24 protein-coding genes are annotated in these 25,016 nt (G+C 66.9%); 15 read left to right on the top strand and 9 right to left on the bottom strand.

The features are described 5' to 3' along the window. Positions 1-11: 11 nt before the first annotated feature. Entirely contained in the window at positions 12-1,253 is a 1,242-nt protein-coding gene (mexE, locus tag PI990_RS14895; protein ID WP_271661126.1) for a multidrug efflux RND transporter periplasmic adaptor subunit MexE, read from the bottom strand. A 521-nt stretch (positions 1,254-1,774) separates the two neighbouring features. After that, complete coding sequence (locus tag PI990_RS14900; RefSeq protein WP_031286975.1) at positions 1,775-2,692, bottom strand: LysR family transcriptional regulator; 918 nt, start codon at positions 2,690-2,692, stop codon at positions 1,775-1,777. Between the two features lie 166 nt (positions 2,693-2,858). Between PI990_RS14900 and PI990_RS14905 the strand changes: the two genes are divergently transcribed. From PI990_RS14905 to PI990_RS14920, 4 genes are all read left to right on the top strand, one after another. Beyond that, on the top strand, positions 2,859-3,878 hold the full coding sequence (locus PI990_RS14905) for a zinc-dependent alcohol dehydrogenase family protein (protein WP_021217309.1): 1,020 nt from the start codon (positions 2,859-2,861) through the stop codon (positions 3,876-3,878). Between the two features lie 266 nt (positions 3,879-4,144). Next, positions 4,145-5,071 (top strand): AraC family transcriptional regulator, encoded by a 927-nt coding sequence (locus tag PI990_RS14910; protein WP_021217308.1) that lies wholly within the window; start codon positions 4,145-4,147, stop codon positions 5,069-5,071. A 139-nt stretch (positions 5,072-5,210) separates the two neighbouring features. Then, positions 5,211-5,669 (top strand): (2Fe-2S)-binding protein, encoded by a 459-nt coding sequence (locus tag PI990_RS14915; protein WP_043244769.1) that lies wholly within the window; start codon positions 5,211-5,213, stop codon positions 5,667-5,669. Positions 5,670-5,680: 11 nt separating this feature from the next. Further along, complete coding sequence (locus PI990_RS14920) at positions 5,681-7,918, top strand: xanthine dehydrogenase family protein molybdopterin-binding subunit (RefSeq protein ID WP_271661127.1); 2,238 nt, start codon at positions 5,681-5,683, stop codon at positions 7,916-7,918. Between the two features lie 24 nt (positions 7,919-7,942). Here the strand turns inward: PI990_RS14920 and ptrC are convergent, their stop codons facing one another. Continuing rightward, entirely contained in the window at positions 7,943-8,134 is a 192-nt protein-coding gene (gene ptrC / locus PI990_RS14925) for a type III secretion system co-regulatory protein PtrC (protein WP_021217305.1), read from the bottom strand. A gap of 233 nt (positions 8,135-8,367) precedes the next feature. Here ptrC and PI990_RS14930 point away from each other — a divergent pair, with 233 nt between their 5' ends. Next, on the top strand, positions 8,368-9,372 hold the full coding sequence (locus PI990_RS14930) for a zinc-dependent alcohol dehydrogenase family protein (RefSeq protein ID WP_271661128.1): 1,005 nt from the start codon (positions 8,368-8,370) through the stop codon (positions 9,370-9,372). A gap of 278 nt (positions 9,373-9,650) precedes the next feature. Here PI990_RS14930 and PI990_RS14935 read toward each other — a convergent pair whose 3' ends face one another. Continuing rightward, positions 9,651-10,565, bottom strand: coding sequence for a LysR family transcriptional regulator (locus PI990_RS14935; protein WP_043244771.1), 915 nt, complete (start codon positions 10,563-10,565; stop codon positions 9,651-9,653). Positions 10,566-10,704: 139 nt separating this feature from the next. Between PI990_RS14935 and PI990_RS14940 the strand changes: the two genes are divergently transcribed. Beyond that, positions 10,705-11,448 (top strand): SDR family oxidoreductase, encoded by a 744-nt coding sequence (locus PI990_RS14940; protein ID WP_021217302.1) that lies wholly within the window; start codon positions 10,705-10,707, stop codon positions 11,446-11,448. Between the two features lie 256 nt (positions 11,449-11,704). On the opposite strand, the gene PI990_RS14945 is transcribed toward PI990_RS14940, so the two are convergent. Further along, positions 11,705-11,935 carry a DUF2789 domain-containing protein gene (locus tag PI990_RS14945; protein WP_021217301.1) on the bottom strand — a complete coding sequence of 77 codons (231 nt, stop codon included), beginning with the start codon at positions 11,933-11,935 and terminating at the stop codon, positions 11,705-11,707. 131 nt (positions 11,936-12,066) lie between these two features. Between PI990_RS14945 and PI990_RS14950 the strand changes: the two genes are divergently transcribed. After that, positions 12,067-12,510 carry a bleomycin resistance protein gene (locus PI990_RS14950; protein WP_021217300.1) on the top strand — a complete coding sequence of 148 codons (444 nt, stop codon included), beginning with the start codon at positions 12,067-12,069 and terminating at the stop codon, positions 12,508-12,510. A gap of 190 nt (positions 12,511-12,700) precedes the next feature. After that, positions 12,701-12,997 carry a hypothetical protein gene (locus tag PI990_RS14955; RefSeq protein ID WP_271661129.1) on the top strand — a complete coding sequence of 99 codons (297 nt, stop codon included), beginning with the start codon at positions 12,701-12,703 and terminating at the stop codon, positions 12,995-12,997. Positions 12,998-13,059: 62 nt separating this feature from the next. Here the strand turns inward: PI990_RS14955 and PI990_RS14960 are convergent, their stop codons facing one another. Beyond that, complete coding sequence (locus tag PI990_RS14960; RefSeq protein ID WP_021217298.1) at positions 13,060-13,248, bottom strand: hypothetical protein; 189 nt, start codon at positions 13,246-13,248, stop codon at positions 13,060-13,062. A gap of 233 nt (positions 13,249-13,481) precedes the next feature. Here PI990_RS14960 and PI990_RS14965 point away from each other — a divergent pair, with 233 nt between their 5' ends. Genes PI990_RS14965 through PI990_RS14975 form a run of 3 tightly spaced genes read left to right on the top strand, consistent with a single transcriptional unit; the run spans position 13,482 to position 18,403 of the window. Continuing rightward, positions 13,482-14,552, top strand: coding sequence for an HlyD family secretion protein (locus PI990_RS14965; RefSeq protein WP_184489108.1), 1,071 nt, complete (start codon positions 13,482-13,484; stop codon positions 14,550-14,552). Continuing rightward, positions 14,552-17,275 carry a ribosome-associated ATPase/putative transporter RbbA gene (gene rbbA, locus PI990_RS14970; RefSeq protein ID WP_271661130.1) on the top strand — a complete coding sequence of 908 codons (2,724 nt, stop codon included), beginning with the start codon at positions 14,552-14,554 and terminating at the stop codon, positions 17,273-17,275. The genes PI990_RS14965 and rbbA overlap by 1 nt, the downstream gene beginning before the upstream one ends. Before the next feature lie 3 nt (positions 17,276-17,278). Next, a complete protein-coding gene (locus tag PI990_RS14975; protein ID WP_271661131.1) occupies positions 17,279-18,403 on the top strand; it encodes an ABC transporter permease in 1,125 nt (374 codons plus the stop codon). Positions 18,404-18,437: 34 nt separating this feature from the next. Here PI990_RS14975 and PI990_RS14980 read toward each other — a convergent pair whose 3' ends face one another. After that, entirely contained in the window at positions 18,438-19,076 is a 639-nt protein-coding gene (locus tag PI990_RS14980) for a LysE family translocator (protein WP_271661132.1), read from the bottom strand. A 131-nt stretch (positions 19,077-19,207) separates the two neighbouring features. Between PI990_RS14980 and PI990_RS14985 the strand changes: the two genes are divergently transcribed. Continuing rightward, positions 19,208-19,666, top strand: coding sequence for an Lrp/AsnC family transcriptional regulator (locus PI990_RS14985; protein WP_043244780.1), 459 nt, complete (start codon positions 19,208-19,210; stop codon positions 19,664-19,666). Positions 19,667-19,803: 137 nt separating this feature from the next. On the opposite strand, the gene PI990_RS14990 is transcribed toward PI990_RS14985, so the two are convergent. Then, positions 19,804-20,367 (bottom strand): hypothetical protein, encoded by a 564-nt coding sequence (locus PI990_RS14990; protein ID WP_271661133.1) that lies wholly within the window; start codon positions 20,365-20,367, stop codon positions 19,804-19,806. Positions 20,368-20,753: 386 nt separating this feature from the next. Between PI990_RS14990 and PI990_RS14995 the strand changes: the two genes are divergently transcribed. Both PI990_RS14995 and PI990_RS15000 read left to right on the top strand, forming a co-directional pair. Beyond that, positions 20,754-21,407, top strand: coding sequence for a YceH family protein (locus tag PI990_RS14995; RefSeq protein ID WP_263404470.1), 654 nt, complete (start codon positions 20,754-20,756; stop codon positions 21,405-21,407). Positions 21,408-21,506: 99 nt separating this feature from the next. Beyond that, positions 21,507-22,637, top strand: a complete 1,131-nt coding sequence (locus PI990_RS15000) for a M14 family metallopeptidase (RefSeq protein ID WP_271661134.1) — start codon at positions 21,507-21,509, stop codon at positions 22,635-22,637. Between the two features lie 491 nt (positions 22,638-23,128). Here the strand turns inward: PI990_RS15000 and PI990_RS15005 are convergent, their stop codons facing one another. Beyond that, a complete protein-coding gene (locus PI990_RS15005) occupies positions 23,129-23,692 on the bottom strand; it encodes a TetR/AcrR family transcriptional regulator (RefSeq protein WP_271661135.1) in 564 nt (187 codons plus the stop codon). Positions 23,693-23,864: 172 nt separating this feature from the next. Between PI990_RS15005 and PI990_RS15010 the strand changes: the two genes are divergently transcribed. Further along, on the top strand, positions 23,865-25,013 hold the full coding sequence (locus tag PI990_RS15010) for a MexC family multidrug efflux RND transporter periplasmic adaptor subunit (protein ID WP_271661136.1): 1,149 nt from the start codon (positions 23,865-23,867) through the stop codon (positions 25,011-25,013). Positions 25,014-25,016: the final 3 nt, after the last annotated feature.

A 25,016-nucleotide genomic window follows, 5' to 3' on the forward strand; every position in this document is an offset into this window, starting at 1 on the left:
GTCGTACTACCTCAACCGCGCGGAGCGACGGCAGGTTTGGCGTTCTGTTCGGCGACACGCGGTGCGTCACGGCCTTCCACGCTTTGGCGCAGGCGGGCCAGCTCGGCGAGGGTGTTCTCGTCGGCCATGGGCACGGACTGCGGGTCGACGGTGGCGCCGGGCATGGTGTGCTGCAGGCCGTTGACCACGATCTTCTCGCCCTTGGCCAGGCCGGTGCGGATGATGCGCAGGCCCTGGACCTTCGGGCCGAGCTCGATGGAGCGGTAGGCCACGGTGTTGTTCTCGCCCAGGACCAGGACGAACTTCTTGCCCAGGTCGGTGCCGATGGCATCGTCCTTGATCAGCGCGGCGGGGTAGGTGTCGCTGCCGACCAGCTTGATGCGGGCATACAGGCCGGGGGTGAAGCGGCCGTCCTTGTTGTCGAACACGGCGCGGCCACGGATGGTGCCGGTGCGCGGGTTGACCTGGTTGTCGAGGAAGTCCAGCTGGCCCAGGTGCGGGTTGCCGGTCTCGCTGGTCAGGCCCAGGTACACGGGGCTGGCGCCACGGGCGTCACCGCCGGCCTTGCGGGCCAGTTCGACGTATTTAAGGAAGACGCGCTCATCGGCATCGAAGTAGGCGTAGACCTTGTCGGTGGAGACCACGGAGGTCAGCAGCGACTGGCCGGCGTTGACCAGGTTGCCTTCGGTGATTTCGGCACGGCTGACGCGGCCATCGATGGGCGAGGTGACGCGGGTGAAGCTGAGGTTGAGCTTGGCGTTGTCCAGCTCGGCCTGGGTGGCGGCGACAGCGGCCTGGGCTTCCAGGGCGGCGCTGCTGCGGGCATCGGCCAGCTCGGCGGAGATGGCGTTGCTCTGGCGCAGACGATCACCGCGACGGGCCTCGTTGAGGGCGCGGGTCTGGCTGGCACGGGCCTGTTGCAGCTGGGCTTCGAGGCGTTTCACTTCGGCCTGGAAGGGGCGCGGGTCGATCTGGAACAGCAGGTCGCCTTTCTTGATCAGGCTGCCTTCGCGGAAGGACACGTGATCGATGTAGCCGGAGACGCGCGGACGGATCTCGACGGATTCCGGCGCTTCGAGGCGGCCGGTGAATTCGTCCCATTCGTTGATCGGCTGTTGCAGCACCTCGGCCACGCTGACCTTGGCGGCAGCGGGTGCAAGCGTGGCTTCCGGGGCCTTACCGCACGCCACCAGCACCAACAGGGATGCGAGGGTGAGGCCGGTACGCCAGGTGGATTGAGTGGACTGTTCCATGTGTAGCTCCGCCATTTGGATTTGTAGATGGGGCGGAGTCTGCTGGCTGGCTCGTTCGCGGACGAATCGAACGCCACGAAGATAAATATCACCGTCAGTGATAAATCACTTTTTTCCATTGATAGTAGGTGGCTTGCCCTGCGAAACAGCCCTGGAATGGGGCTTTCGGCGGTTCGCTGCATGGTTTCAGGGCATTCACGGGATTGCTTGCAACGGCAGATCGGGGCGGTTCTATCGATAGAAGCGAATGGCTGTTGCTTTTCATCGATTCGGGCCGGCGCGTACCCGTAGGAGCGAATTCATTCGCGAAGCGTTTCGCGGTTGAAACCGGTCCCATCAGTGTCATGGCGGGCTCCGCTGGTGGATGAAAAAAGCGTCATCCACCCTACGCAGTGGTCGCGTACGTGCGGCGGGGCTGTAGGGGCGACTTCAGTCGCCAAGCGGTGCGCGGCATCGCCGTAGGGCGGGTGAAACCCGCGGTGGGAGTGGCTGGGGGCGTCGGGTTTCACCCGGCCTACACGCTATTCGAGGCTATCCGGGTCGCCGCAGTACATCTGGATGCGCGAGCGCAGCCAGCGTTCTGCCGGGTCGTTGTCCTGGGCGCCGCGCCAGGCCATGGACAGCTCGAAGGAGCGGCCGCCGTAGGGCGGGTCTTCCGCGCGCAGGCCACCGGCGGCGGTGAGGGCGGCGGCGGTGTAGTCGGGCACCACGGCGACGATGTCGGTGCCGGCGAGCAGCGCGCCGAGGCCGTTGAACTGGGGCACGGCCAGCACCACGCGGCGCTTGCGGCCGAGTTTCTCCAGCTCCTCGTCAACGAAGCCGGAGAGGTCGCCCGCGTAGGACACCAGGGCGTGGGGGCGTTCGCAGTAATCCTCCAGGCTCAGCGCGCCGGGTATCGCATCGGCGCGCAGCAGCTTGGACTTGGAGCGGCGGATGGTCTTGCGCTTGGCGTTGGCCGGCAGCTCGTCGGTGTAGCTGACGCCCACGGAGATTTCCCCGGACGCCAGCAGGTTGGGCATCAGCAGGTAGTTGGTACGGCGCACCACCAGCACCACGCCGGGTGCCTCGGCGCGCAGGCGGCGGAGCAGGGCGGGCAGCAGGCCGAACTCGACGTCATCGGACAGGCCGATGCGGAATACCGCGTTGCTGGTGGCCGGGTCGAAGTCGGCGGCACGGCTCACGGCGGTGGAGATGGAGTCCAGCGCCGGGGAGAGCAGGGCGAAGATTTCCACCGCCCGCGCCGAAGGCTCCATGCTGCGGCCGGTGCGCACGAACAGCGGGTCGTCGAAAAGGGTACGCAGCCGCGCCAGGGCGGCACTGATGGCGGGCTGGCCGAGGAAGAGCTTCTCCGCCGCCCGTGTCACGCTGCGCTCATGCATGAGCGTCTCGAACACGATCAGTAGATTGAGGTCAACTCTACGTAGGTCGTTCCTGTTCATGCAGGGCTACTTCCGAAATAAGTGTGTGAAAAATGAGGCTCTGCAGCGCGGTCGTCAAGGCTCACATCATCCGTGTTTATGACAACTATTGATGCGCGCGGGTGGTTTTAGGGATAAAGCCCGGATAGAGTCCATGGCCATGACAGAGTCACAGGCGAGGTGTGTGATGTCCCGCATGATCCGTTTTCATCAATTCGGCGAGGCCGATGTGCTCAAGCTGGAAGAGCTGCCCACCCCGAAACCGGGGTTTGGCGAAGTTCTGGTGCGCACCCAGGCGCTGGGCGTCAGTTGGAAAGACGTGCTCTGGCGGCAGAATCTGGCTTCCGAACAGGCCCGTCTGCCTGCCGGGCTCGGCTTCGAGCTGGCCGGCGTGGTAGAGGCTGTTGGCGAAGGTGTCGATGACCTGCAGCCCGGCATGGCCGTGGCCAGCTTCCCGTCCGCCACCCCGAATACCTATCCGGCCTGGGGCGACATCGTATTGATGCCGCGCCGTGCCCTGACCCGCTATCCCGAGGTGCTGACCCCGGTCGAAGCCGCCGTTCACTACACGCCGCTGCTGCTGGGTTACTTCGCCCTGGTGGAACTGGCCAAGGTCAAGCCCGGCCAGCATGTGCTGATCACCGAGGCCGGCCATTGCCTGGCCCCGCAGTCGGTGCAGCTGGCCAAGGCGCTGGGCGCGATCGTCATCGCCTCCACCAGCTACCCGGAGAGCCGCCCGTTCCTTAAGGAGCTGGGCGCCGACAAGGTCATCGTCACCGAGGAGCAGGACCTGGTCCTGGAAGTCGAGCGCTTCACCGCCGGCAAGGGCGTGGAGGTGGTGCTGGACCAATGCGCCGGCCCCCAGATGAAGCTGCTGGGCGATGTCGCGTCCCCGCGCGGCAAGCTGATCCTCTATGGCATCAACGGTGGCAACGATGCAGCCTTCCCGGCCTGCGCTGCCTTCAAGAAGCACCTGCAGTTCTTCCGCCATTGCGTGATGGATTTCACCGGTGACCCGGAAACCGGCCTGGAGCGTGATGACGCTGCCGTGCAGCGAGCCCTCGCGCATATCAACCAGATGACCGGCGACCGCTTGCTCAAGCCGGTCATCGACCGGGTCTTCGAGTTCGCCGACTTCGTCGAAGCGAGCCGCTACATGGAAACCTGCCCGGCCGGTGGCCGCGTGGTGATCCACGTCGCCGACTGACCCGCCGTTGCAATGGGCTTCACCGAATCCGGCGCCATGTGCGCCGGTTTTCGTTTTCGCCGGCTGGGTGCCGATCGTCGCAACGGCGTTCATCGATGCACGGAGTCGGCCAGGCTCGAAGGGGCGCCAGTGTGTGATCACGGGTCGCCGCTTCGGTAGCAGGATTCTGCAGGATTCTTGCCTGATCCTGCCTAAGTGGTTTCCCGCCCAAGACGCGCCCCGCGCGCGCAAGTAGAGTTGTCGCCTGATCCGGAGGGGCTGAAACCATGACCACACCCGCAACCCTCGAAGAACAGGGGCGCAGCGCACCCCTGGGGCCGCAAGCCAGGCTCGCGCGCCTGATTGAACGATTCGCCCGGGAGGAGGGCGTCAATCACACGCCTATCCCTCGCCTGTCACTGTTCCGCGCCACCGCTGCCACCGAGCCCATCCACTGCCTCTACGAGCCCGCCCTGGGGATCGTCGTGCAGGGCTGCAAGCAGGCGATGCTCAATGACGAGACCTATATCTACGGCCAGTCCCAGTACCTGATCGTGTCCCTCGACCTGCCGGTGATCGGTCAGGTGCTGGACGCCACCCCCGAAGTGCCCTTCCTCAGCATGCGCCTGGACCTGGACCCGGCGCGCATCAGCGAGCTGTTGCTGGAAATGGACAGGCCGCCGGCGGTGACCAGCTCCGCGCGCGGCATCTCGGTGTGCAGCCTGGACGAGCCCCTGCAGGACGCGGTGATCCGCCTGGTGAGCCTGCTCGATACCCCCGACGACATCGCCGTGCTGGCGCCGCTGGTGGAGCGGGAGATCCTCTATCGCCTGCTGCTGGGCGAGCGCAGCGCGCAGCTGCGCCAGATCGCCTGCGTCGGCAGCCACACCCAGCGCATCGCCAAGGCCGTGAGCTGGCTGAAGAACAACTACCACCGGCCGCTGCAGATCGGCTCCCTGGCCGGCGAGGTGAACATGAGCACCTCGGCGCTGCACCACCACTTCAAGTCGGTCACCGCCATGAGCCCGCTGCAGTTCCAGAAGCAGCTGCGCCTGCAGGAGGCGCGCCGGCTGATGCTCGCCGAGGCGCTGGACGCCGCCACCGCCGGCAGCCGTGTGGGCTACGAGAGCCCCTCGCAATTCAGCCGCGAATACAGCCGTCTGTTCGGCGAGCCGCCGCAGCGCGACATCGCGCGCCTGCGCCAGAGCGCCTGATACCGCTCCGCTGGTCGTCCCGCCGCCGTAACGGCGCTGGGACAGCCAGGGAGCTTCTACCCTGAAACAACCGTGCCCTGAACCGGCCCTCCCGTGGCCGGTGAACCATGAATCCATACCCGTAGAGGTGGAGAAGCCGATGATCACCCTGAACCTGAATGGCCAAGACAAGGAACTCGATATCGCCCCCGATATGCCGTTGCTCTGGGCATTGCGCGACGTCGCCGAGATGACCGGCACCAAGTACGGCTGCGGCATGGCCCTGTGCGGGGCCTGCACCGTGCACGTGGACGGGCAGCCGACGCGGGCCTGCATCACCCCGGTGTCGATGCTGGTGGGCAAGAAGATCACCACCATCGAGGCGGTGGGCGATGACGCCGTGGGCAAGGTGGTGCAGGAGGCCTGGCGCAAGCTCGACGTGGTCCAGTGCGGCTACTGCCAGTCGGGGCAGATCATGGCGGCCACCGCGCTGCTGGCGGGCAACCGCAAGCCCAGCGACGCCGATATCGATGCGGCCATGAGCGGCAATATCTGCCGCTGCGCCACCTACGTGCGCATCCGCGCGGCCATCCACGAAGCAGCCGGCCAACTGGCCTGAGGAGCACCGACATGGGCAAGATCGAAACCCAGGCTGCGCCGGGCAACGGCATCCTCAACATCAGCCGCCGCACCTTCCTCCAGGGCAGCGGCGGGCTGGCCCTGGGCGTGCTCTTCGCGCCGCTGCTGGACGCCGCCGAGATGTTCGCCGCCGACGCGCGCTTCGAACCCAACGCCTTCGTGCGCATCGCCCGCGACGGCACCGTGACCGTGGTCGCCAAGCACGTGGAAATGGGCCAGGGCGCTTACACCGGCCTCGCCACCCTGGTGGCCGAGGAGTTGGACGCCGACTGGAACCGCGTGGTGGTCGAGGGCGCGCCGGCCAACGCCGCCGTGTACAACAACCTGGCCTTCGGCACCCTGCAGGGCACCGGTGGCAGCAGTGCCATGGCCAACTCCTTCGAGCAGATGCGCAAGGCCGGGGCCAGCGCCCGGGCCATGCTGGTGGCCGCCGCCGCGAAGCAATGGAAGGTGCCGGCCGAGGCCATCACCGTCAGTGAGGGCGTGGTGGCCCATGCCGCCTCCGGCAACAAGGCGGGCTTCGGCGACCTGGCCGAGGCGGCCGCGCAGGAGTCGGTGCCCACCGAGGTGAAGCTCAAGCAGCCGAAGGACTTCAAGCTCATCGGCCAGCTGACCGCCAAGCGCAAGGACAGCCACGACAAGACCAACGGCACCGCCGTATTCACCCAGGACTTCAAGCTGCCGGACATGCTGGTGGCCGTGGTCGCCTACCCGCCGCGCTTCGGTGGCGTGCCCGGGAAGGTGGACGCGAGCAAGGCCAAGGCCATCGCCAACGTGGTGGCCGTGGTCGAATTCCGTGACCTGCCCCATGGCCGCGCCGGGGTCGCCGTGCTGGCGAAGAACACCTGGGCCGCGCGCCAGGGCCGCGATGCGCTGGTCATCGAATGGGACGAGAGCAAGGCCTTCAAGCTGGGCAGCGCCGAGATCTTCGCCAAGTACCGCGAGAGCGCCGGCAAGCCCGGGCTGATGGCCGCGCGCAGCGGCGACGTGGACGCCGCGCTGGCCAAGCCGGCGAAGCTGATCGAGGCGGAGTTCGAATTCCCCTACCTGGCCCACGCGGCGATGGAGCCGATGAACTGCCTGGTCAAGCTCGGCGACGGCGCCTGCGAAATCTGGAACGGCGAGCAGTGGCAGACCGGCGACCAGGTGGCCGTGGCCAAGTACCTGGGCATCCCGGTGGACAAGGTCGCTATCACCCAGCTCTACGCCGGCGGCAGCTTCGGCCGCCGCGCCAACCCGGTGTCGGACTACCCGCTGGAAGCCGTGGCGGTGGCCAAGGCCGCACGGGACCAGGGCATCAAGGCGCCGGTGAAGCTGGTCTGGACCCGAGAGGACGACACCCGTGGCGGCTACTACCGCCCGGCCTACCTGCACCGTGCGCGCCTGGCGCTGGATGCCGAGGGCAAGCTGCTGGCCTGGCACCACCGCATCGTCGGCCAATCCATCATCAAGGGCACCGGCATGGAGGCCTTCCTGATCAAGGACGGCATCGACAACACCTCGGTGGAAGGGCTGGCGAACCTCTCCTACGCCGTGCCCAACCTGCAGGTGGAACTGGCCACCCCCGACGACATCCTGGTGCCGGTGCAATGGTGGCGCTCGGTGGGCCACACCCACACCGGCTTCGCCGCCGAGGTGCTGATCGACGAAGCCGCCACCACCGCCGGCAAGGACCCCTACGACTACCGCCATGCACTGCTGGAGAAACACCCGCGCCACCGGGGCGTGCTGGAAGTGGTGGCGAGCAAGGCCGGCTGGAAGCAGCCGCTCAAGGCTGGCGCTGAAGGTGAGAAGCGTGGCCGTGGCATCGCCGTGCACGAATCCTTCGGCAGCTACGTGGCCCAGGTGGTGGAAGTGACGGTGAAGGCCGACGGTGCCTATAAGGTGGATCGCGTGGTCTGCGCCGTGGATTGCGGCGTGCCGATCAACCCCGACGTGATCCGCGCGCAGATGGAGGGCGGCATCGGCTTCGGCCTGGCGGCGGCGCTGCACAGTGCGGTGACGCTGAAGGATGGCGCCGTGGAGCAATCCAACTTCCACGACTTCCAGGTGCTGCGGATGAACGAAATGCCGACGGTGGAGGTGCACATCCTGCCGTCCACCGAACAGCCCACGGGCGTGGGTGAGCCCGGTGTGCCGCCCCTGGCACCGGCGCTGGCCAATGCCCTGCACGCGGCGGTTGGCGTACGCCTGCGGACCCTGCCATTCCCCGCCCAGGTCAAGGCCTGAGGCGGCGCGACCGGGCCGCTGTTATCAGGCGGCCTGGTTGCGGATCAGCTGGCGCAGGGCGCGGCGCTCGGCGATGGGCGTCGGGGCCTGGAGCATCTCGAAGGTGCCGTCTTCCTGGCAGATGGCGACTTCGGTCTCGAAGTGCAGGTGGAACTCATCCAGGGTCACGTGGGTGACCAGGTAGCTGCTGTCGACGAATTTCGAGTGAGCGGTCATGGCGGTCGTCTCGGTTCATGGGGCACAAGGCCGATGAGCGAATCTTGCCGGTCCGCTGGCAATCGGAGAATTGAAAGGGGCTGATGGTCAGTATCAGTGGTGTCGATGCTTGCCGTTGCGCTGACGCCCTGGTGCGGCAGCGTCCCTGTTTCCTCGCCCTCGCGGCGGCTCTATAGTGGGCGCCGGATGCCGGGCCAGGCCCCGGCGAAGCTGATTGCCAAGGAGTGAATCCCATGTCGAACCCCGTCACCATGCGCGCCCTCGTGCTCGAGGATTACCAGAGCGGCCGCTTCACCCAGCAGGAGATCGCCCGCCCGGTCGCCGGCGAAGGCCAGGTGCTGGTGCGCATCAAGGCCAGCGGGGTGAACCCCATCGACTACAAGATCCGTACCGGCCGTGCGCCCTACGCCGACCCGGTGCTGCCGGCGGTGCTGGGCACCGAACTGGCGGGCGTGGTGGAGGCGGTGGGCGCGGGTGTGACGCGCTTCAAGGCCGGTGACGAGGTCTACGGCCTGGTCGGCGGCGTGCGCGGCCTGCAGGGCACCCTGGCGGAGTTCGTCGCGGCGGACTGGCGCCTGCTGGCGCTGAAACCGAAGAACCTGAGCATGCGTGAAGCCGCGGCGCTGCCGCTGGTGTTCCTCACCGCCTGGGAAGGCCTGGTGGACAGTGCACGCCTGCATTCCGGGCAGACGGTACTGGTGACCGGCGGTTCCGGCGGCGTCGGCCATATCGCCGTGCAGATCGCCAAGGCGTTCGGCGCCGAGGTGTTCGCCACCGCCTCGCCGGCCAAGCACGAGATGGTGCGCGGCCTGGGTGCCACGCCCATCGACTACCACACCACCAAGGCGGCCGATTACGTGGCGGCCTTCACCGGTGGCAAGGGCTTCGATGTGGTCTACGACACCGTGGGCGGCAGCTCCCTCGACGACGCCCTGGAATCGGTGCGTATCCGTGGCCATGTGGTCAGCTGTGCCGCCTTCGGCAACCACAGCCTGGCGCCGTCGTCCCTGCGTGCGGCGACCCTGAACGGCATCTTCGTGCTGCTGCCCATGCTTACCGGCGAAGGCCGCGCCCACCACGGCGAAGTCCTCGCCGATGCCACGCGCCTGGTGGAAGCCGGCAAGCTCAAGCCGGTGCTCGACCCGCGTCATTTCACCCTGGCGACCGCCCACGACGCCCACGATGCGGTGGAGCAGGGCACCGCCTTCGGCAAGGTCGTCATCGATATCGCCGAGTGATCCCCGAACAGCGGCATTGATGGGGTCGCCGATGATCGCGGTGTTCCGGGCTCGGATCGATGGGTTTCGCTGCGCTCTACACCATCCTACGGGGGGCGGAATTCAACTCGTAGGATGGGTAGAGCCGTGCGAAACCCATGCTGGGGTCGCCGATGATCGCGGTGTTTCGGGCTCGGATCGATGGGTTTCGCTGCGCTCTACGCCATCCTACGGGGGGCGGAGTTCAACTCTCAGGGCGGGTGCAACCCGCGATTTCCCGCTCACGGCTTATCGGGAATTCAGGGCTCCAGCGGAACCCAGGCCGGATCGGAAAGCCGCTCCACCAGCCGATCGAACACCAGCCGCACCCGGGGTGATACCGGGCCGCGCTGGGGGCGATAGGCGAACATCTCCCAGGCTGGCGATTCGTTGTCGCTGAGCACTCTCACCAGTTGGCCGCTGCGGATATGCGGCGTCACCAGGTAGCTGGGCAGCTGGCCGAAGCCGGTGCCGGCCAGCACCGCCGCGCATTCGCATTCCTGGTCGTCGGTGGTGAAGGCGGCGCGCTGCGGCTGCATCTGCCGGCCCTCGGCGAAGGTCCAGGGCCACAGGCGCCCGGTGTTGCCATCGATCAGCGCGGTGGTCGGCACACGGTTCAGCGCCTCGATGTCCTCGGGCGCACCGACGCGCTCCAGCAACTCCGGCGACCCCACCACATAGAGCGGCACGCGCGCCGTGGCGCGGGCGATGTAGCGGCGGTCACGGATGAAGCCCATGCGCACGCCGATATCGATCTGCTCGTCGACGGAGTCGGTCATCTGGTCCGATAGACGCATGTCCAGGACGATTTCCGGGTGCTCGCGTTGCAGTTCCGCCAGCAGCGGCAGCACGTAGCGGCGGCCGATGGAGCGGGGCGCGGTGATGCCCACGCGCCCGGCCATGCCGTCCTGGCCCCGGCGTGCGTGGCGTTGGAACAGCTGGTCGAAGCTGCCCAGGGTCTCCCGCGCCTGGGTCGCCAGCTGCTCGCCATAGGCGGTGATCTGCACCTGCCGCGTGCTGCGGTGGAACAGCGGCTCGCCCACCAGTTGCTCCAGCTCCTTGATGGCCCGGGTCACGGTCTGCGGGGAGGCGCTCAGGCGCGTGGCTGCCTCGCGGAAGCTGGCGGACTCGGCGGCGATGCAGAAGATGCGCAGCATCTCCATTCGATTGAGCATGGCGGATGACCTTTGGATTGTTCCGATTCGCGGAATTCCGCAATCCTAATACTTCCATTCCCTGGTCGTCATCGGCTTCCCATACTGGCCCCCAACAGCAGGAATACCTCCTGCCGGCAGCCAACCTGAGGAACCCGACATGAGCACCAATATCAACGGCAAAGTCATCGTCATCACCGGCGCCAGCAGCGGCCTCGGCGAAGCCACCGCCCGCCACCTGGCCGCCCTGGGCGCCTCGGTGGTGCTCGGCGCCCGCCGCGTCGACCGTCTCGACGCGCTGGTCAGCGAAATCACCGCCGCCGGCGGCAAGGCCGTGGCCTTCGCCACCGACGTCACCGATGCGGCCCAGGTCCGCGCCCTGGTCCAGGGCGGCATCGACGCCTTCGGCCGCATCGACGTGCTGGTCAACAACGCCGGCCTGATGGCCATCGCGCCGCTCGCCGAAACCCCGGTGGAGGAGTGGGACCGCATGATCGACATCAACATCAAGGGCGTGCTCTACGGCATCGCGGCGGCGCTGCCGGTGTTCCAGCAGCAGCGCAGCGGCCAGTTCATCAACGTCGCCTCGGTGGCCGGGCACAAGGTGTTCAGCCCGGGCGGCACCGTGTACAGCGGCACCAAGTTCGCCGTGCGCGCCATCAGCGACGGCCTGCGTCATGAAGTGGGCGGCGACATCCGCGTCACCGTCATCTCCCCCGGCGCGGTGGATTCGGAATTGAAGCTGGGCAGCTCCCACGAAGAAAGCCGCCAGGCCCTGGGCGAGTTCTACAAGCTGGCGATCCCCGCCGAATCCGTCGCCCGGGCCATTGCCTACGCGGTGGAGCAGCCGGCCGAGGTGGATATCAGCGAAGTGGTGCTGCGCCCGACCGTGCAGGACTTCTGATCGAGCGGGTGTACCTGCGCAGCAAAACGAAACGGCCCCTATGGGGCCGTTTTTCATTCGGTCTTCAGGCATCGCGTCCTAGGTGTATTGCCGAGCTATCGGCGCTGCTGGTGAGGGCCGGAGTTCCGAACCCATCAGGACAAACGCGTGCCGTAGGGTGTGCCGTGTGCACCTCCGCTCGGTGCTTCCGGCGAGTCCCAGGTGCGCGCAGCACACCCTACATCTGAGCCACGTGCTGCTCTGGCTGTTCGCCGGCTCACTTCGACAAACGCACCGCCAGCTCATCCACTTCCACGGCCCAGTCGGCGTCCTGGACCAGGGCGTTGCGCAGGAAGGCGCTCTGGGCCTCGTTCCAGAAGGGCGCGTCCTGGATCTTCTGGCCGTCGGCGAGGGGGTGGTCGGCGATGAAGGCTTCGATCTGGCGGTGGTCGGACTCCAGGCCGAGCTGCTCGAACAGGGTGGCGAGGTTGTGCGGGGTCGTATCCATGGATGGGCTCCGGTACGGGTGGGAAAGGTGCAAGGACTATAGACCCGTGCCAGCCACTTTCGGTGCCGCCGGAAGCTGCGCTAAGGTGGCGCGCCCCGCCCACGGAGGGCGGGCGATGGAGGAGGGAACCCATGCATTTCAATGCCCTGGTACCGGAGCTGCTGGTGCGGGACTTCGCCCACAGCCTGGATTTCTACTGCCGCGTGCTGGGCTTCGAGATCGCCTACCAGCGGCCCGAGCACCGCTTCGCCTACCTGCGCCTGGGGGAAGCCCAGCTGATGCTGGAAGAGGACGACGGCGAGGCCTCGGAATGGCGCGTCGAACCCCTGGAAGCGCCGTTCGGCCGTGGTCTCAACCTGTCCATTCGCTGTGCCGATGCGCTCGCCCTGATCGCACGCATCGAGGCGGCCGGCGTGCCCTTGCGGCGCGGGGCGCTGGAGCGCTGGTACCGCCAGGACGAACAGGAGCACGGCGAGTGCAACTTCCTGCTGCAGGACCCGGACGGCTACCTGTTGCGTTTCCACCAGAGCCTGGGCATGCGGGCGTTCAGTGGGGTTCTGCCGGGGCAAGGGTGACGAGGGCCTTGAGCTGGGTTGCGGCTCCAGGATCAAGGGCTTCGCGAGCAGAGCTCGCTGCTACGGTTGGCGGCGGATGTGTGTTGCCTCGCGTGGCGGGAAATCTTTGCCGGCTCCAGGGAACCCAGCGCCGCTGCGCTGGTTCAAATCGGCACGGATTCCCCCTCACATGCCGATTCCCGGAGCTGTCATGCGCGTGCACACCAAACTTCTGTTGGCAGGTCTCTGCTTCCTTCCCATCGCCGGTTGCTTCAAGGGCGAGGTCGATCAATCGTCCCTCTGCACCTACAGCTCCGACGCCGAGGCGCGCCAGTGCAAGGAAGGCGAGCTGTCCTGGTTCAAACCCACCCAGTGGAACAACGAGCAACTGCCGCTGAGCGTTGCCGCGGCCTACTGCAATTTCAATCACGAGGTGATGTACAACAACGCGGGCGTGATCTGCGTGTTCACCGAGAAGCGCATGAGCCTGGTGAAGAACAGCCAGTAACCCCGCCGAGCGCCCACAAAAAAGCCAGCATCAGCTGGCTTTTTTTGTGCCCGGGCGCCGGATCAGCGCTTGCCCATCGAGCGGCGCGAGCCGCGCGGTGCCGCGCCGGGGCGCTGGCCGCGGTCGTGGCCCTTGAGGGTCTGGTACCAGGGCACGTTCTGTTTCTTCACAGCCTTGGCGGGGGGCGCAGCCTCGGTGCTGCCTTCGGCTTGGGGCTGTTGCTCGGGGCTGATGGGTTCGTTGGTGTTCATGGTCGGTCCGGGGGCGCCTGGGCGCCGGTTCGCTTGTGGTTGGCCGTGATTGAGGCGCGCAATCATACATCAACTCGATTTCGCCTGCCGTGGCTTCGGCCCGGTGGATTTCCGGGTTCCCAAGGCGGCCGAAAAGGGCCCTGAAAAGGCCTGACCTGACATGAGTCAAAGTGACTCATTGCCGATTGGCGGATGATTTCTTCCATCGAAATCCAGCCATTCGGGACACCAAGATGAAGCAGCCAAGCAAGCAGAAACTGACCTGGGCGGTGGCGGTGCTGGCCGCCGTGGCGGTCGCCGCCGGTGCCTGGTGGGTGTTGCGGCCCGCCGGCCTCGGCGAAGGCTTCGCCAGCGGCAACGGCCGCATCGAGGCCACCGAAGTGGATGTGGCCACCAAGCTGGCCGGCCGCGTAGCCGAGATAATGGTCGACGAGGGCGACTTCCTCACCCCCGGCCAGGTCGTGGCGCAGATGGACACCCAGGTGCTGAAGGCGCAACTGGCCCAGGCCCAGGCCCAGGTGCGCCAGGCCGAGAACGCCCGGTTGACCGCCCAGGCCCTGGTGGCCCAGCGCGAAAGCGAGCAGGCCACGGCCAAGGCGGTGGTGAGCCAGCGCGAGGCGGAGCTGGTGGCGACCCAGAAGCGCTTCGCCCGCACCGAAACCCTGGTCAAGCGCAATGCCATGCCCCAGCAGCAACTGGACGATGACCGCGCGGTGATGCAGAGCGCCCAGGCGGCGCTGGCGGCCTCGCGCTCCCAGGTGATTTCCGCCCAGGCTGGCATCGAGGCGGCCAAGTCCCAGGTGATCGAGGCGCAGTCGGCTATCGAGGCGGCCAACGCCAGCGTCGCCCGGCTGCAGGCGGACATCGACGACAGCCTGCTCAAGGCGCCCCGCGCCGGCCGCGTGCAGTACCGCGTGGCGCAACCGGGCGAGGTGCTGCCGGCCGGTGGCAAGCTGCTCAACCTGGTGGACCTGGGCGACGTCTACATGACCTTCTTCCTGCCCGCCGGCCAGGCCGGCCGCGTGCACCTGGGCGACGAGGTGCGGCTGATCATCGATGCGGTGCCGCAGTACGTGATCCCCGCCAAGATTTCCTACGTGGCCAGCGTCGCCCAGTTCACCCCGAAGACGGTGGAAACCGCCAGCGAGCGCGAGAAGCTGATGTTCCGCGTCAAGGCGCGCATCGACCCGGCGCTGCTCAAACAACACATGACCGCAGTGAAGACCGGCGTGCCCGGCATGGCCTACCTGCGCCTGGACGCTGAGCAGGAATGGCCGCAGCAGCTGCAGGTCAAGGTGCCCTGATGGACGCCTCCAGCGGCAGCGTCGCGCGCCTGGCCGGGGTCAGCCTGGGCTACGGCGAGACCTTCGCCCTGCGTGAGGTCGACCTGGTGATCCCGGCCAACCGCATGGTCGGGCTGATCGGCCCGGACGGCGTCGGCAAATCCAGCCTGCTGGCCTTGCTGGCCGGGGCGCGGAAGATGCAGCAGGGCGAGATCGAGGTGCTGGGCGGCGACATGCGCTCCGCCCGCCATCGCCGCGCCATCTGCCAGCGCGTCGCCTACATGCCCCAGGGCCTGGGCAAGAACCTCTACCCGACGCTGACGGTGTTCGAGAACGTCGACTTCTTCGGCCGCCTGTTCGGCCACGACCGCGCGGAACGGGAGCGGCGCATCGACGACCTGCTGCGCAGCACCGGCCTCGACCCCTTCCGCGAGCGGCCGGCGGGCAAGCTCTCCGGCGGCATGAAGCAGAAGCTCGGCCTGTGCTGCGCGCTGATCCATGACCCGGATTTGCTGATCCTCGACGAGCCCACCACCGGCGTCGACCCGCTGTCGCGCAACCAGTTCTGGGAGCTGATTGGCCGCATCCGCCAGGGCCGCCCCGGCATGAGCGTGCTGGTGGCCACCGCCTATATGGAGGAGGCCGAACGCTTCGACAGCCTGGTGGCGATGGACGCCGGGCGCGTGCTGGCCACCGGCAGCCCGGCCGAGATACGCCGGCAGACCGGCACCGACAGCCTGGAAGCGGCCTTTATCGCCCTGCTGCCGGAAGAGAAGCGCCGCGACCACCGTCGCCTGGTCATCCCGCCACTGCCCGCCGGCGAACGCGCGGTGGCCATCGAAGCGGACGGGCTGACCTGCCGCTTCGGCGATTTCGTCGCCGTGGACCGCGTCAGCTTCCGCATCGAGCGCGGGGAAATCTTCGGCTTCCTCGGCTCCAACGGTTGCGGCAAGTCCACCACCATGAAGATGCTCACCGGCCTGCTGCCCGCCAGCGAAGGCAGTTGCGCGCTGTTCGGCCAGCCGGTGGATGCCGGCGACATGGCCACGCGGCGGCGGGTGGGCTACATGTCCCAGGCGTTCTCCCTGTACCGCGAGCTGAGCGTGCGGCAGAACCTGGTGCTGCATGCGCAGCTGTTCCACCTGCCGGCCGAGCGCATCGAGGCGCGGGTGGCGGAGATGCTCCAGCGCTTCGACCTGGCCGGCGTGGCCGACGAGTTGCCCGACGCGCTGCCGCTGGGCATCCGCCAGCGCCTGTCGTTGGCGGTGGCGGTGATCCACCAGCCGGAGATCCTCATCCTCGATGAGCCCACCTCAGGCGTCGACCCGGTGGCCCGCGACGGCTTCTGGGAGTTGATGATCGACCTGTCGCGCAACGACGGCGTGACCATCTTCATCTCCACCCACTTCATGAACGAGGCCGAGCGCTGCGACCGCATCTCCCTGATGCACGCCGGCCGCGTGCTGGCCAGCGACACCCCGGCGGCGCTGGTGGCCGAGCGCGGCCTGCCGAGCCTGGAAGCCACCTTCATCGCCTACCTGGAAGAGGCTGCCGGCACCGCCTCGGCACCCGCCAGCGCGCCGAGCGTCACCGCCAAGGCCGAGTCCCCGCGTGACCAGCGCTTCAGCCCGCAGCGGCTGTTTAGCTATGCGCGGCGCGAAGCCATGGAGCTGCGCCGCGACCCGATCCGCCTGACCCTGGCGCTGCTGGGCACCGTGCTGCTGATGTTCATCATTGGCTACGGCATTAGCATGGATGTGGAGGACCTTTCCTATGCGGTGCTCGACCGCGACCAGACCACCACCAGCCAGGCCTACACCTTGAACCTGTCCGGTTCGCGCTACTTCATCGAGCGGGCGCCCATCCGCGACTACGCCGAGCTGGACCGGCGCATGCGCAGCGGCGAGCTGAGCCTGGCCATCGAGATTCCGCCGGGCTACGGCCGCGACCTCAAGCGTGGCGCCAGCCCCGCCGTGGGTGTGTGGATCGACGGCTCCATGCCCACCCGCGCCAACACCGTGGCCGGTTATGTCCAGGGCATGCACCTGGGCTACCTCGCCGAGCTGGCCCGGCAATCCCCGGAGGGTGGCGCCCAGGCCGCCGCCAGCGTCGAGGTGCGCTACCGCTACAACCCCGATGTGGAGAGCCTCAAGGCCATGGTGCCGGCGGTGATCCCGCTGCTGCTGATCATGATCCCGGCGATGCTCACCGCCCTCGGCGTGGTGCGCGAGAAGGAGCTGGGTTCGATCACCAACCTCTATGTCACGCCGGTCACGCGGCTGGAGTTCCTGCTGGGCAAGCAGCTGCCGTACGTGGCCATGGGCATGGTCAGCTTCCTGTTGATGGTGGCCCTGGCGGTGTTCGTGTTCGGCGTGCCGCTCAAGGGCAGCTTCGCCACCCTGGTGCTGGCGGCGCTGTGCTACGTCACGGCCGCCACCGGGCTCGGCCTGTTCCTCTCCACCTTCATGCGCAGCCAGATCGCCGCGGTGTTCGGCGTGGCCATCGCCACCATGGTGCCGGCCATCCAGTTCTCCGGGCTGGTGCACCCGGTGTCGTCCCTGGAAGGGGCGGCAGCGGCGATCGGCCAGGCCTATCCCGCCACCCATTTCCTGATCATCAGCCGGGGCGTGTTCTCCAAGGCGCTGGGGTTCTCCGACCTGGCCTTCTACTTCGTCCCGCTGCTGCTGACCATTCCCTTGCTCACCCTGTTCAGCGTGCTCTCGCTGAAGAAGCAGGAGGCCTGACCCATGCGCAGCCTGGCCAACATCTTCCACCTGGGGCTCAAGGAGTTCCGCAGCCTGCAACGCGACTACGCGATGCTGGTGCTGATCCTCTGGGCCTTCAGCCTGGGCGTGTACAGCTCCGCCACCGGCATTCCGGAAACCCTGCACCACGCGCCCATCGCCGTGGTCGACGAGGACCGCTCGCAGCTCTCCACACGGTTGGTCAACGCCTTCCAGCCGCCGTACTTCCGCCCCCCGGAACTCATCGACCAGGGGCGCATGGACCGGGGCATGGACACCGGGCTCTACACCTTCACCCTGGACATTCCGCCGGACTTCCAGCGCGACGTGCTCGCCGGGCGCAACCCGGCGGTGCAGCTCAACGTCGACGCCACACAGATGGGCCAGGCCTTCAGCGGGGCGGGGTACATCCAGAACATCGTCAATACCGAGGTCAACGAGTTCGTCGCCCGCTACCGGGGTGCGAGTGCCATGCCGGCGGAGCTGGCGGTGCGCACGCTGTTCAACCCCAACCTGACCCAGGCGTGGTTCGGCGGGGTGATGGAGGTGATCAACCAGATCACCATGCTGTCGATCATCCTCACCGGCGCGGCGCTGATCCGCGAGCGCGAGCACGGCACGGTGGAGCACCTGCTGGTGATGCCGCTGTCGGCCTTCGAAATCATGCTGGCCAAGGTCTGGTCCATGGGTACGGTGGTGCTGGTGGCCGCGGCGCTGAGCCTGGTGTTCGTGGTGCGCGGCTGGCTGGCGGTGCCCATCGAGGGCTCCCTCGGGCTGTTCCTGGTGGCGGCGGCGCTGCACCTGTTCGCCACCACCTCCATGGGCATATTCCTCGGCACCGTGGCGCGCTCCATGCCGCAACTGGGGCTGCTGACCATTCTCGTGCTGATGCCGCTGCAGATTCTTTCCGGCGGCACCACGCCGCGGGAGAGCATGCCCGAGCTGGTGCAGCAGATCATGCTGGCGGCGCCCACCACCCACTTCGTCGCCCTGGCCCAGGGCATCCTCTATTGCGGCGCGGGGCTGGAGATCGTCTGGCCGCAGTTCCTCGCCATCATCGGCATCGGCAGTGCCTTCTTCCTCGCCGCCCTGACGCGCTTCCGCCGCACCATCACGCAGATGGCCTAAGCGCCACCCCGAGGCCCGCCTTGTAGGGTGGGCTTCAGCCCACGCTGTGAAGCGAGACGCCCAGCACTCGCCATAGCTGCCAGGCAGCGAAGCACAGCAGGAACAGCCCCGCCACCTGGTCGATGCGTCGCAGCAGGCGCCCATCCAGGCGGTGGCGCACGGCGGCGACGCCCAGCGCCAGGGCCAGCCACCACAGTGCCGAACCGCAGAACACCCCGGCGACCATCAGCAGCGCGTTCGCCGTACCGGGCGCGGCGCCGGCACCCAGGCCGGCGAAGACCGCGACAAAGGCGAGGATGGTCATGGGGTTGGTCAGGGTCAGCGCGAAGACCGAGGCCAGCGCCCGCCAGCCACTGCCGGGCTCCGCCAGGCTGGCGGCTTGCCGAGCAGGCGCGGTGCGCAACAGGCGGATGCCCATCCACGCCAGGTAACCCGCACCCAGCAACGCCAAGGGCGTGGCCAGCGCCACGAAGCCCTGGATCAGCGCCTGCACCCCGAAGGCGCCCAGGGCACCGAAGCAGGCGTCGGCCAATGCAGCGCCGAGGCCGCTGAGAAAGCCGATGCGCGCCCCATGAAGCAGGCTGCGCTGGATGCAGAGCAGGCCGACGGGCCCCACCGGCGCGGCGATGGAGAGGCCGATCAAGGCGGATTTGAAGAACAGCGCTAAGTCCATCGGGCGGTACCGGGCAGGTGGCGGGATGGCATTATTTTGCGGGCCACTGAAGCGGCTTTGAATGCAGAAGCTACGGTAGTTATCGTGCTTTGCCTGAAATGCTCTCGTATTTACCCGTGAGGACCTTAATCATGGAGCTTGATGCTAAATCCTGGAAAATCCTCCAGGCCGTTCAGGCCGAGGGGCGGATTTCCCTTACCGAGTTGGCCAACCGGGTGGCGCTGTCGTTGCCGGCCACCTCGGAGCGCCTCAAGCGGCTGGAGGAAGCCGGGGTGATCGAGGGCTATCGCGCCTGCGTCTCCGCCGAGCAGGCGGGCTACGAGGTGATGGCGCTGATCGGCATGACCACGCCCCAGCCGGACAAGGCGCGGCTGGTCGCCTTGTTGCAGCAGATGCCCGAGGTGCTGGAATGCCTCCACGTCACGGGGCAGGACTCGTTCGTGCTGCGGGTGGTGACGCGCAATATCCGCCACCTGGAGCGCTTCGTCGGCAGCATCAATCACTTCGGCGAGACGCGCACATCCATCGTCATGTCGCAGCCGATTCCGCTGCGCCCACTGCAATCGCCGGAAGGCGTCGGGCAGGAATGAACGCGGGATAGAGAAAGAGGGAAGGGTAGATGCACTGAAGGCGCCTTATGGGCGCCTTCAGCATTTACGGGCTGGGTACATCGCTCAGACCTCGTGCGTGGTTCCTGGGTCGGGTTGCAAGCTGTGCAACGGCCTAATCAGGCGACGCGGAAGCCCGGGGTGCGGTCGGAGCCGTCTTCGGCAACACGGAAGCCAGGAGTGCGATCGGAACCGTCTTCAGCTACGCGGAAGCCAGGAGTGCGGTCGGAGCCATCTTCGGCAACGCGGAAGCCCGGAGTGCGATCGGAACCGTCTTCAGCAACACGGAAGCCCGGGGTGCGGTCGGAACCGTCTTCAGCAACACGGAAGCCCGGAGTGCGATCGGAGCCATCTTCGGCAACGCGGAAGCCGGGAGTGCGATCGGAACCGTCTTCAGCGACGCGGAAGCCAGGAGTGCGATCGGAGCCATCTTCGGCAACGCGGAAGCCGGGAGTGCGATCGGAGCCGTCTTCAGCAACGCGGAAGCCGGGAGTGCGATCGGAGCCGTCTTCAGCAACGCGGAAGCCAGGAGTGCGAGCGGAGCCATCTTCGGCCAGGCGGTTGATGGTGCGCTCAGCGCCGCTGGCAAGGGTCTGCTGGGGCTGTGCGGCGTCCTGGGGCAGGGCGAACGCGGTAGCGGACAGGGAAGCGATGAACAGGCTGGCAAGGATTTGCTTTTTCATTTTGGGTGCCTCGTGGTTTCAAGTGGGGTTGAAAGTGAACACGAGGCCAATGTTACGGATGGAAAATCGATAAAAAAGTGGATACGGCTAATGGTCAACATCGATGCCGTCGATAGTTGTGTTTATATTATTGAAAATCAATGAGTTGGATATATTTGTGGTGTGTTTTTAGGGTGCTGAAATGCGCTGTAAAAGTCTTTTTCGTTAAATTACAATAATCAATTAATTCGATTGATTGGCCTGTTCAAGCGGATTGTTCGGCTTCCTGGCGTATCGAGTGTTCGAGGAAAACAACGCGTGTGATGGGCCCGCTGCCATCTCGTCGCGGTGTAAAGGGGCGGTCACTCAGGCTAGGCTATGGCCCTTTCCCACCATCGGATGGCGACATGTCCAGCGAGATCGAAACCCCCTTCAGCAACGAGCCCCTTTCCGCCGTCGAGGTCCGCCTGCTCGGCAGCCTCATCGAGAAGCAGGCCACCACGCCGGAGTCCTACCCGCTGACCCTCAATGCCCTGGTGCTGGCCAGCAACCAGAAGACCAGCCGCGAACCGGTGATGAACCTGACCGCCGGCCAGGTGGGGCAGGGCATGCGCAGCCTCGAAGGGCGCAGTTTGGCGCGCCTGGTCATGGGCAGCCGCGCCGACCGCTGGGAGCAACGTGCCGAGAAGACCCTGGAGCTGGTGCACGGCCAGCTGATCCTGCTCGGCCTGTTGCTGCTGCGCGGCCCGCAGACCCTCAACGAGCTGCTCACCCGCAGCAGCCGCATGCATGAGTTCGACGATGTCGAGCAGGTGCAGCACAACCTCGAACGCCTCGTCGCCCGTGGGTTGGTCACGCTGATTCCGCGCCAGGCTGGCCAGCGCGAAGACCGCTACATGCACCTGCTGGGCGAGAAGGGCGACCTGGAAGAGCTGCTGGCTGCGCGCCAGAGCGCCCCGGAGCGCAGTGAAAGCCGTGCCGGCAGCGATGCACGCATCGAGCAGCTGGAAGCCCGCGTCGCCGAACTCGAAGAGCGCCTGGCGCTACTCGAGGCGCGTTGAGCCCCATCTGCGCAACTCTTTGTCGCTTGGCGCGTTTCCCAGGGATGGCCGACCTGCCATCCTTGCGCGCAACCCTGATCCACAGCCTTTGAGGTAGCCATGAAAATCAGCTCGGACTTCGATAGCGGCAATATCGAGGTAAAGGACGCCAGCAACCCCCAGCACGTACTGTTGGCGATGCGCCCGGACCTCAAGAGCCATCACTTCCAGTGGTTCCACTTCAAGGTCGAGGGCCTCACCCCCGGCCAGCGTCATGACTTCAGCCTGGTGAACGCCGGGCAGTCCGCCTATGCCCATGCCTGGACCGGCTACAACGCCGCCTCCTCCTACGACCACGTCAACTGGTTCCGCGTGCCCAGCCACTTCGACGAGAAGGGCCTGCACTTCGGCCTGCAGCCCCGTGAAGGGCAGATCTGGTTCGCCTACTTCGAGCCCTACAGCCGCGAGCGCCACGATCGCCTGATCGCCGACGCCCTGGCCAATGCGGGTGCCGAGCTGTTCGCCACCGGCAAGAGCATCGAGGGCCGCGACATTCAACTGTTGCGTGTCAGCCGTAACCCGGCGGCCCAGCGCAAGGTCTGGATCATCGCCCAGCAGCACCCCGGCGAGCACATGGCCGAGTGGTTCATGGAGGGCATCATCGAGCGCCTCAAGGGCAAGGCCGATGCCGAGCTGGAAGAGCTGCTGGCCAAGGCCGACCTCTACCTGGTGCCGAACATGAACCCCGATGGCGCCTTCCGTGGCCACCTGCGCACCAACGCAGCTGGCAAGGACCTCAACCGCGCCTGGCAGTCGGCCAGCGAGGCCGAGAGCCCCGAGGTGTTCTTCGTCCAGCAGCAGATGCGCAAGGTCGGTGTCGACCTGTTCCTCGACATCCACGGCGACGAGGAAATCCCCCATGTGTTCACCGCCGGCTGCGAAGGCAACCCCGGCTACAGCAAGCGCCTGGAACGCCTGGAAGACGAGTTCCGCAACCGCCTGGTGGACATCGGCGCCGATTTCCAGACCCGCTACGGCTACCCGAAGGACGAGCCCGGCAAGGCCAACACCACCCTGGCCTGCAACGCCGTGGGCATGGAGTTCGATTGCCTGTCGTTCACCATCGAAATGCCGTTCAAGGACCACGACGACAACCCCAACCGGGAAACCGCCTGGGACGGCAAGCGCTCCATGAAGCTCGGCCAGGACGTGATCAGCGTTGCCGCCGCCATGGTCGACGGCCTGCGCTGACCGCCGCTGCGCCCTTGTGAAAACGCCGCCTTCCCGGCAACGGGGAGGCGGCGTTTTTCGTTGTGGCTCCATCGCGGATGAATCTGCTCCCACGGCCCTCGCTCTTGGGCTACCCGTAGGTTGGGCTGAGGTACAAAGCCCAACAGGCGGGGCCGGGGTCTGCATCGTTGGGCCTCGCTGCGCTCGGCGCCAACCTACGGGCGAACGCGTAGCGCGTAGCCCGGGCTTCAGCCCGGGAACGCTCCTCAGGCGCGGGCCGGCACCGCGGCACCATGCAGCTCCGTAGGTTGGGCTGAGGTACGAAGCCCAACACAGCAGGGCCGGACCTTGCCAAGACCCCACCGCTTTGCACGCCTGTAGGAGCGAGCTCTGCTCGCGAAGCTGGCGGCGCTACGCGTCGCTTGGCGAATGAATTCGCCCCTACATGCGAAGCACGACGCGCCTTGGAGGAAGAACCGCACGTAGCCCGGGCTTCAGCCCGGGAACGCTCCTCAGGCGCGGGTCGGCGCCGCGGCGCCATGCAGGAAGAACAGCTCGAGCAGGGCGGCGGAGCTGGAGCTGGCGGCACGGCCGCGGCGTTCGGCGTCGACGATGCCGAAGATCAGCGACAGGAAGAGTTCGGAGAACAGCGCCGCGCTGATGTCGATGCGGAACACCCCTTCCTGCTGGCCGCGCAGGAAGAACTTGTCCAGGGCGTCGCAGTAGGTCTGCCAGCGGGCGTCCTCGGCATTCGGGTCGAGGGTGTCCGGGTTGTACTGGAACATCAGGAACACCAGCAGCTCGCGGTGCATCAGGTGCTCGGCGATCAGCCGGCGCAGCACCTGCAGCGGTTCGGCCTGCTGCAGGTCGCCGGCCGAGAGAATCTGGCCGATCACCGTCTCGCCGTGGGTGATGAGCATGTCCACCAGGTTGTCCCGCGTGCCGCAGAAGCGGTGCAGCGTGGCCTTGCTGACCCCGGCCGCTTCCGCCAGTTCCTTCAAGGTGGCACGTGGACGCTCGACGAATGCCACGGCCAGCGCCTTGAGAAGTCGTTCGTCTTGAGCTGTCAGCGACATGGATGGATCCCGTCTTGAATTTCGGATTGCGCGCATTGTGCAGAAAAAAACTCCGGCTTCAACGGTGGAGGACATGATTAATAACAAAAGATTCAAATGAGACAATATTGACTCATTTCGATCTAGATAAGATCATGCGCGCCTTTCCAGTCAAGTCGTCCGGGTGAACTAGATGGGCAGGTTGCGTGCAGTAGGAACAATCAGTGTGTTGGTGACGGCCATGGCCCTTGCGGGTTGTGGGCCGTCCGGCGAGCCGGAGGCGGCGCCCGAGCAGGCCAGGCCTGTGGACGTGGTGGCGGTGACCACCGAGCCGCTGGTGCTTACCACCGAGCTGCCCGGGCGCATCGAGCCCGTGCGCGTGGCCGAGGTGCGGGCCCGGGTCGCGGGCATCGTGGTGCAGAAGCGCTTCGAGGAAGGCGCTGACGTCAAGGCCGGCGAGCTGCTGTTCCAGATCGACCCGGCGCCGCTGAAAGCCACGGTATCCCGTGCCGAAGGCGAGCTGGCCCGCGCAGAAGCGTCGCTTTTCGAAGCCCAGGCGCGGGTCAAGCGCTACGAGCCCCTGGTGAAGATCGAAGCGGTCAGCCAGCAGGACTTCGACACCGCCACCGCCGATCTGCGCAGCGCCAAGGCGGCCGTGCGTTCGGCCCAGGCAGACCTGGAAACCGCGCGCCTCAACCTGGGCTATGCCTCGGTGAAGGCCCCCATCTCCGGCCGCATCGGCCGTGCGCTGGTAACCGAAGGCGCGCTGGTGGGGCAGGGCGAAACCACCCTGATGGCGCGCATCCAGCAGCTCGACCCGGTCTACGCCGACTTCACCCAGCCGGTGGCCGATGCCCTGCGCCTGCGTGAGGCGCTCAAGGGCGGCCAGCTTTCCGCCGGTGACAGCCAGGCGCTGAGCATCCGTATCGAGGGCACCGACTACCAGCGCCAGGGCGAGCTGCTGTTCACCGACGTCTCGGTGGACCCGGGCACCGGCCAGGTGTCCCTGCGCGGCAAGTTCGCCAACCCGGACGGCATGCTGCTGCCGGGCATGTATGTGCGCGTGAGCGCGCCCCAGGGCAGCGATGCCCAGGCCATCCTGGTGCCCCAGCGCGCCGTGCAGCGTTCGCCCGACGGCTCCGCCCTGGTGCTGGTGGTGGGTGCTGACGAGCGTGTCGAGGCGCGGCCCGTGCACACCGGCGCCATGCAGGGCGCGCGCTGGCAGATCAGCCAGGGCCTGGCCAGTGGTGATCGCGTGATCGTCGGCGGCTTCACCGGCCTGCAGCCGGGCACCAAGGTCGAACCGCGCCCCACCCAGGAGCAACAGGCGTCCCGCCAGTAAGGT

This window comes from Pseudomonas sp. TUM22785, from assembly GCF_028198105.1.
Taxonomy (GTDB): domain Bacteria; phylum Pseudomonadota; class Gammaproteobacteria; order Pseudomonadales; family Pseudomonadaceae; genus Metapseudomonas; species Metapseudomonas solani.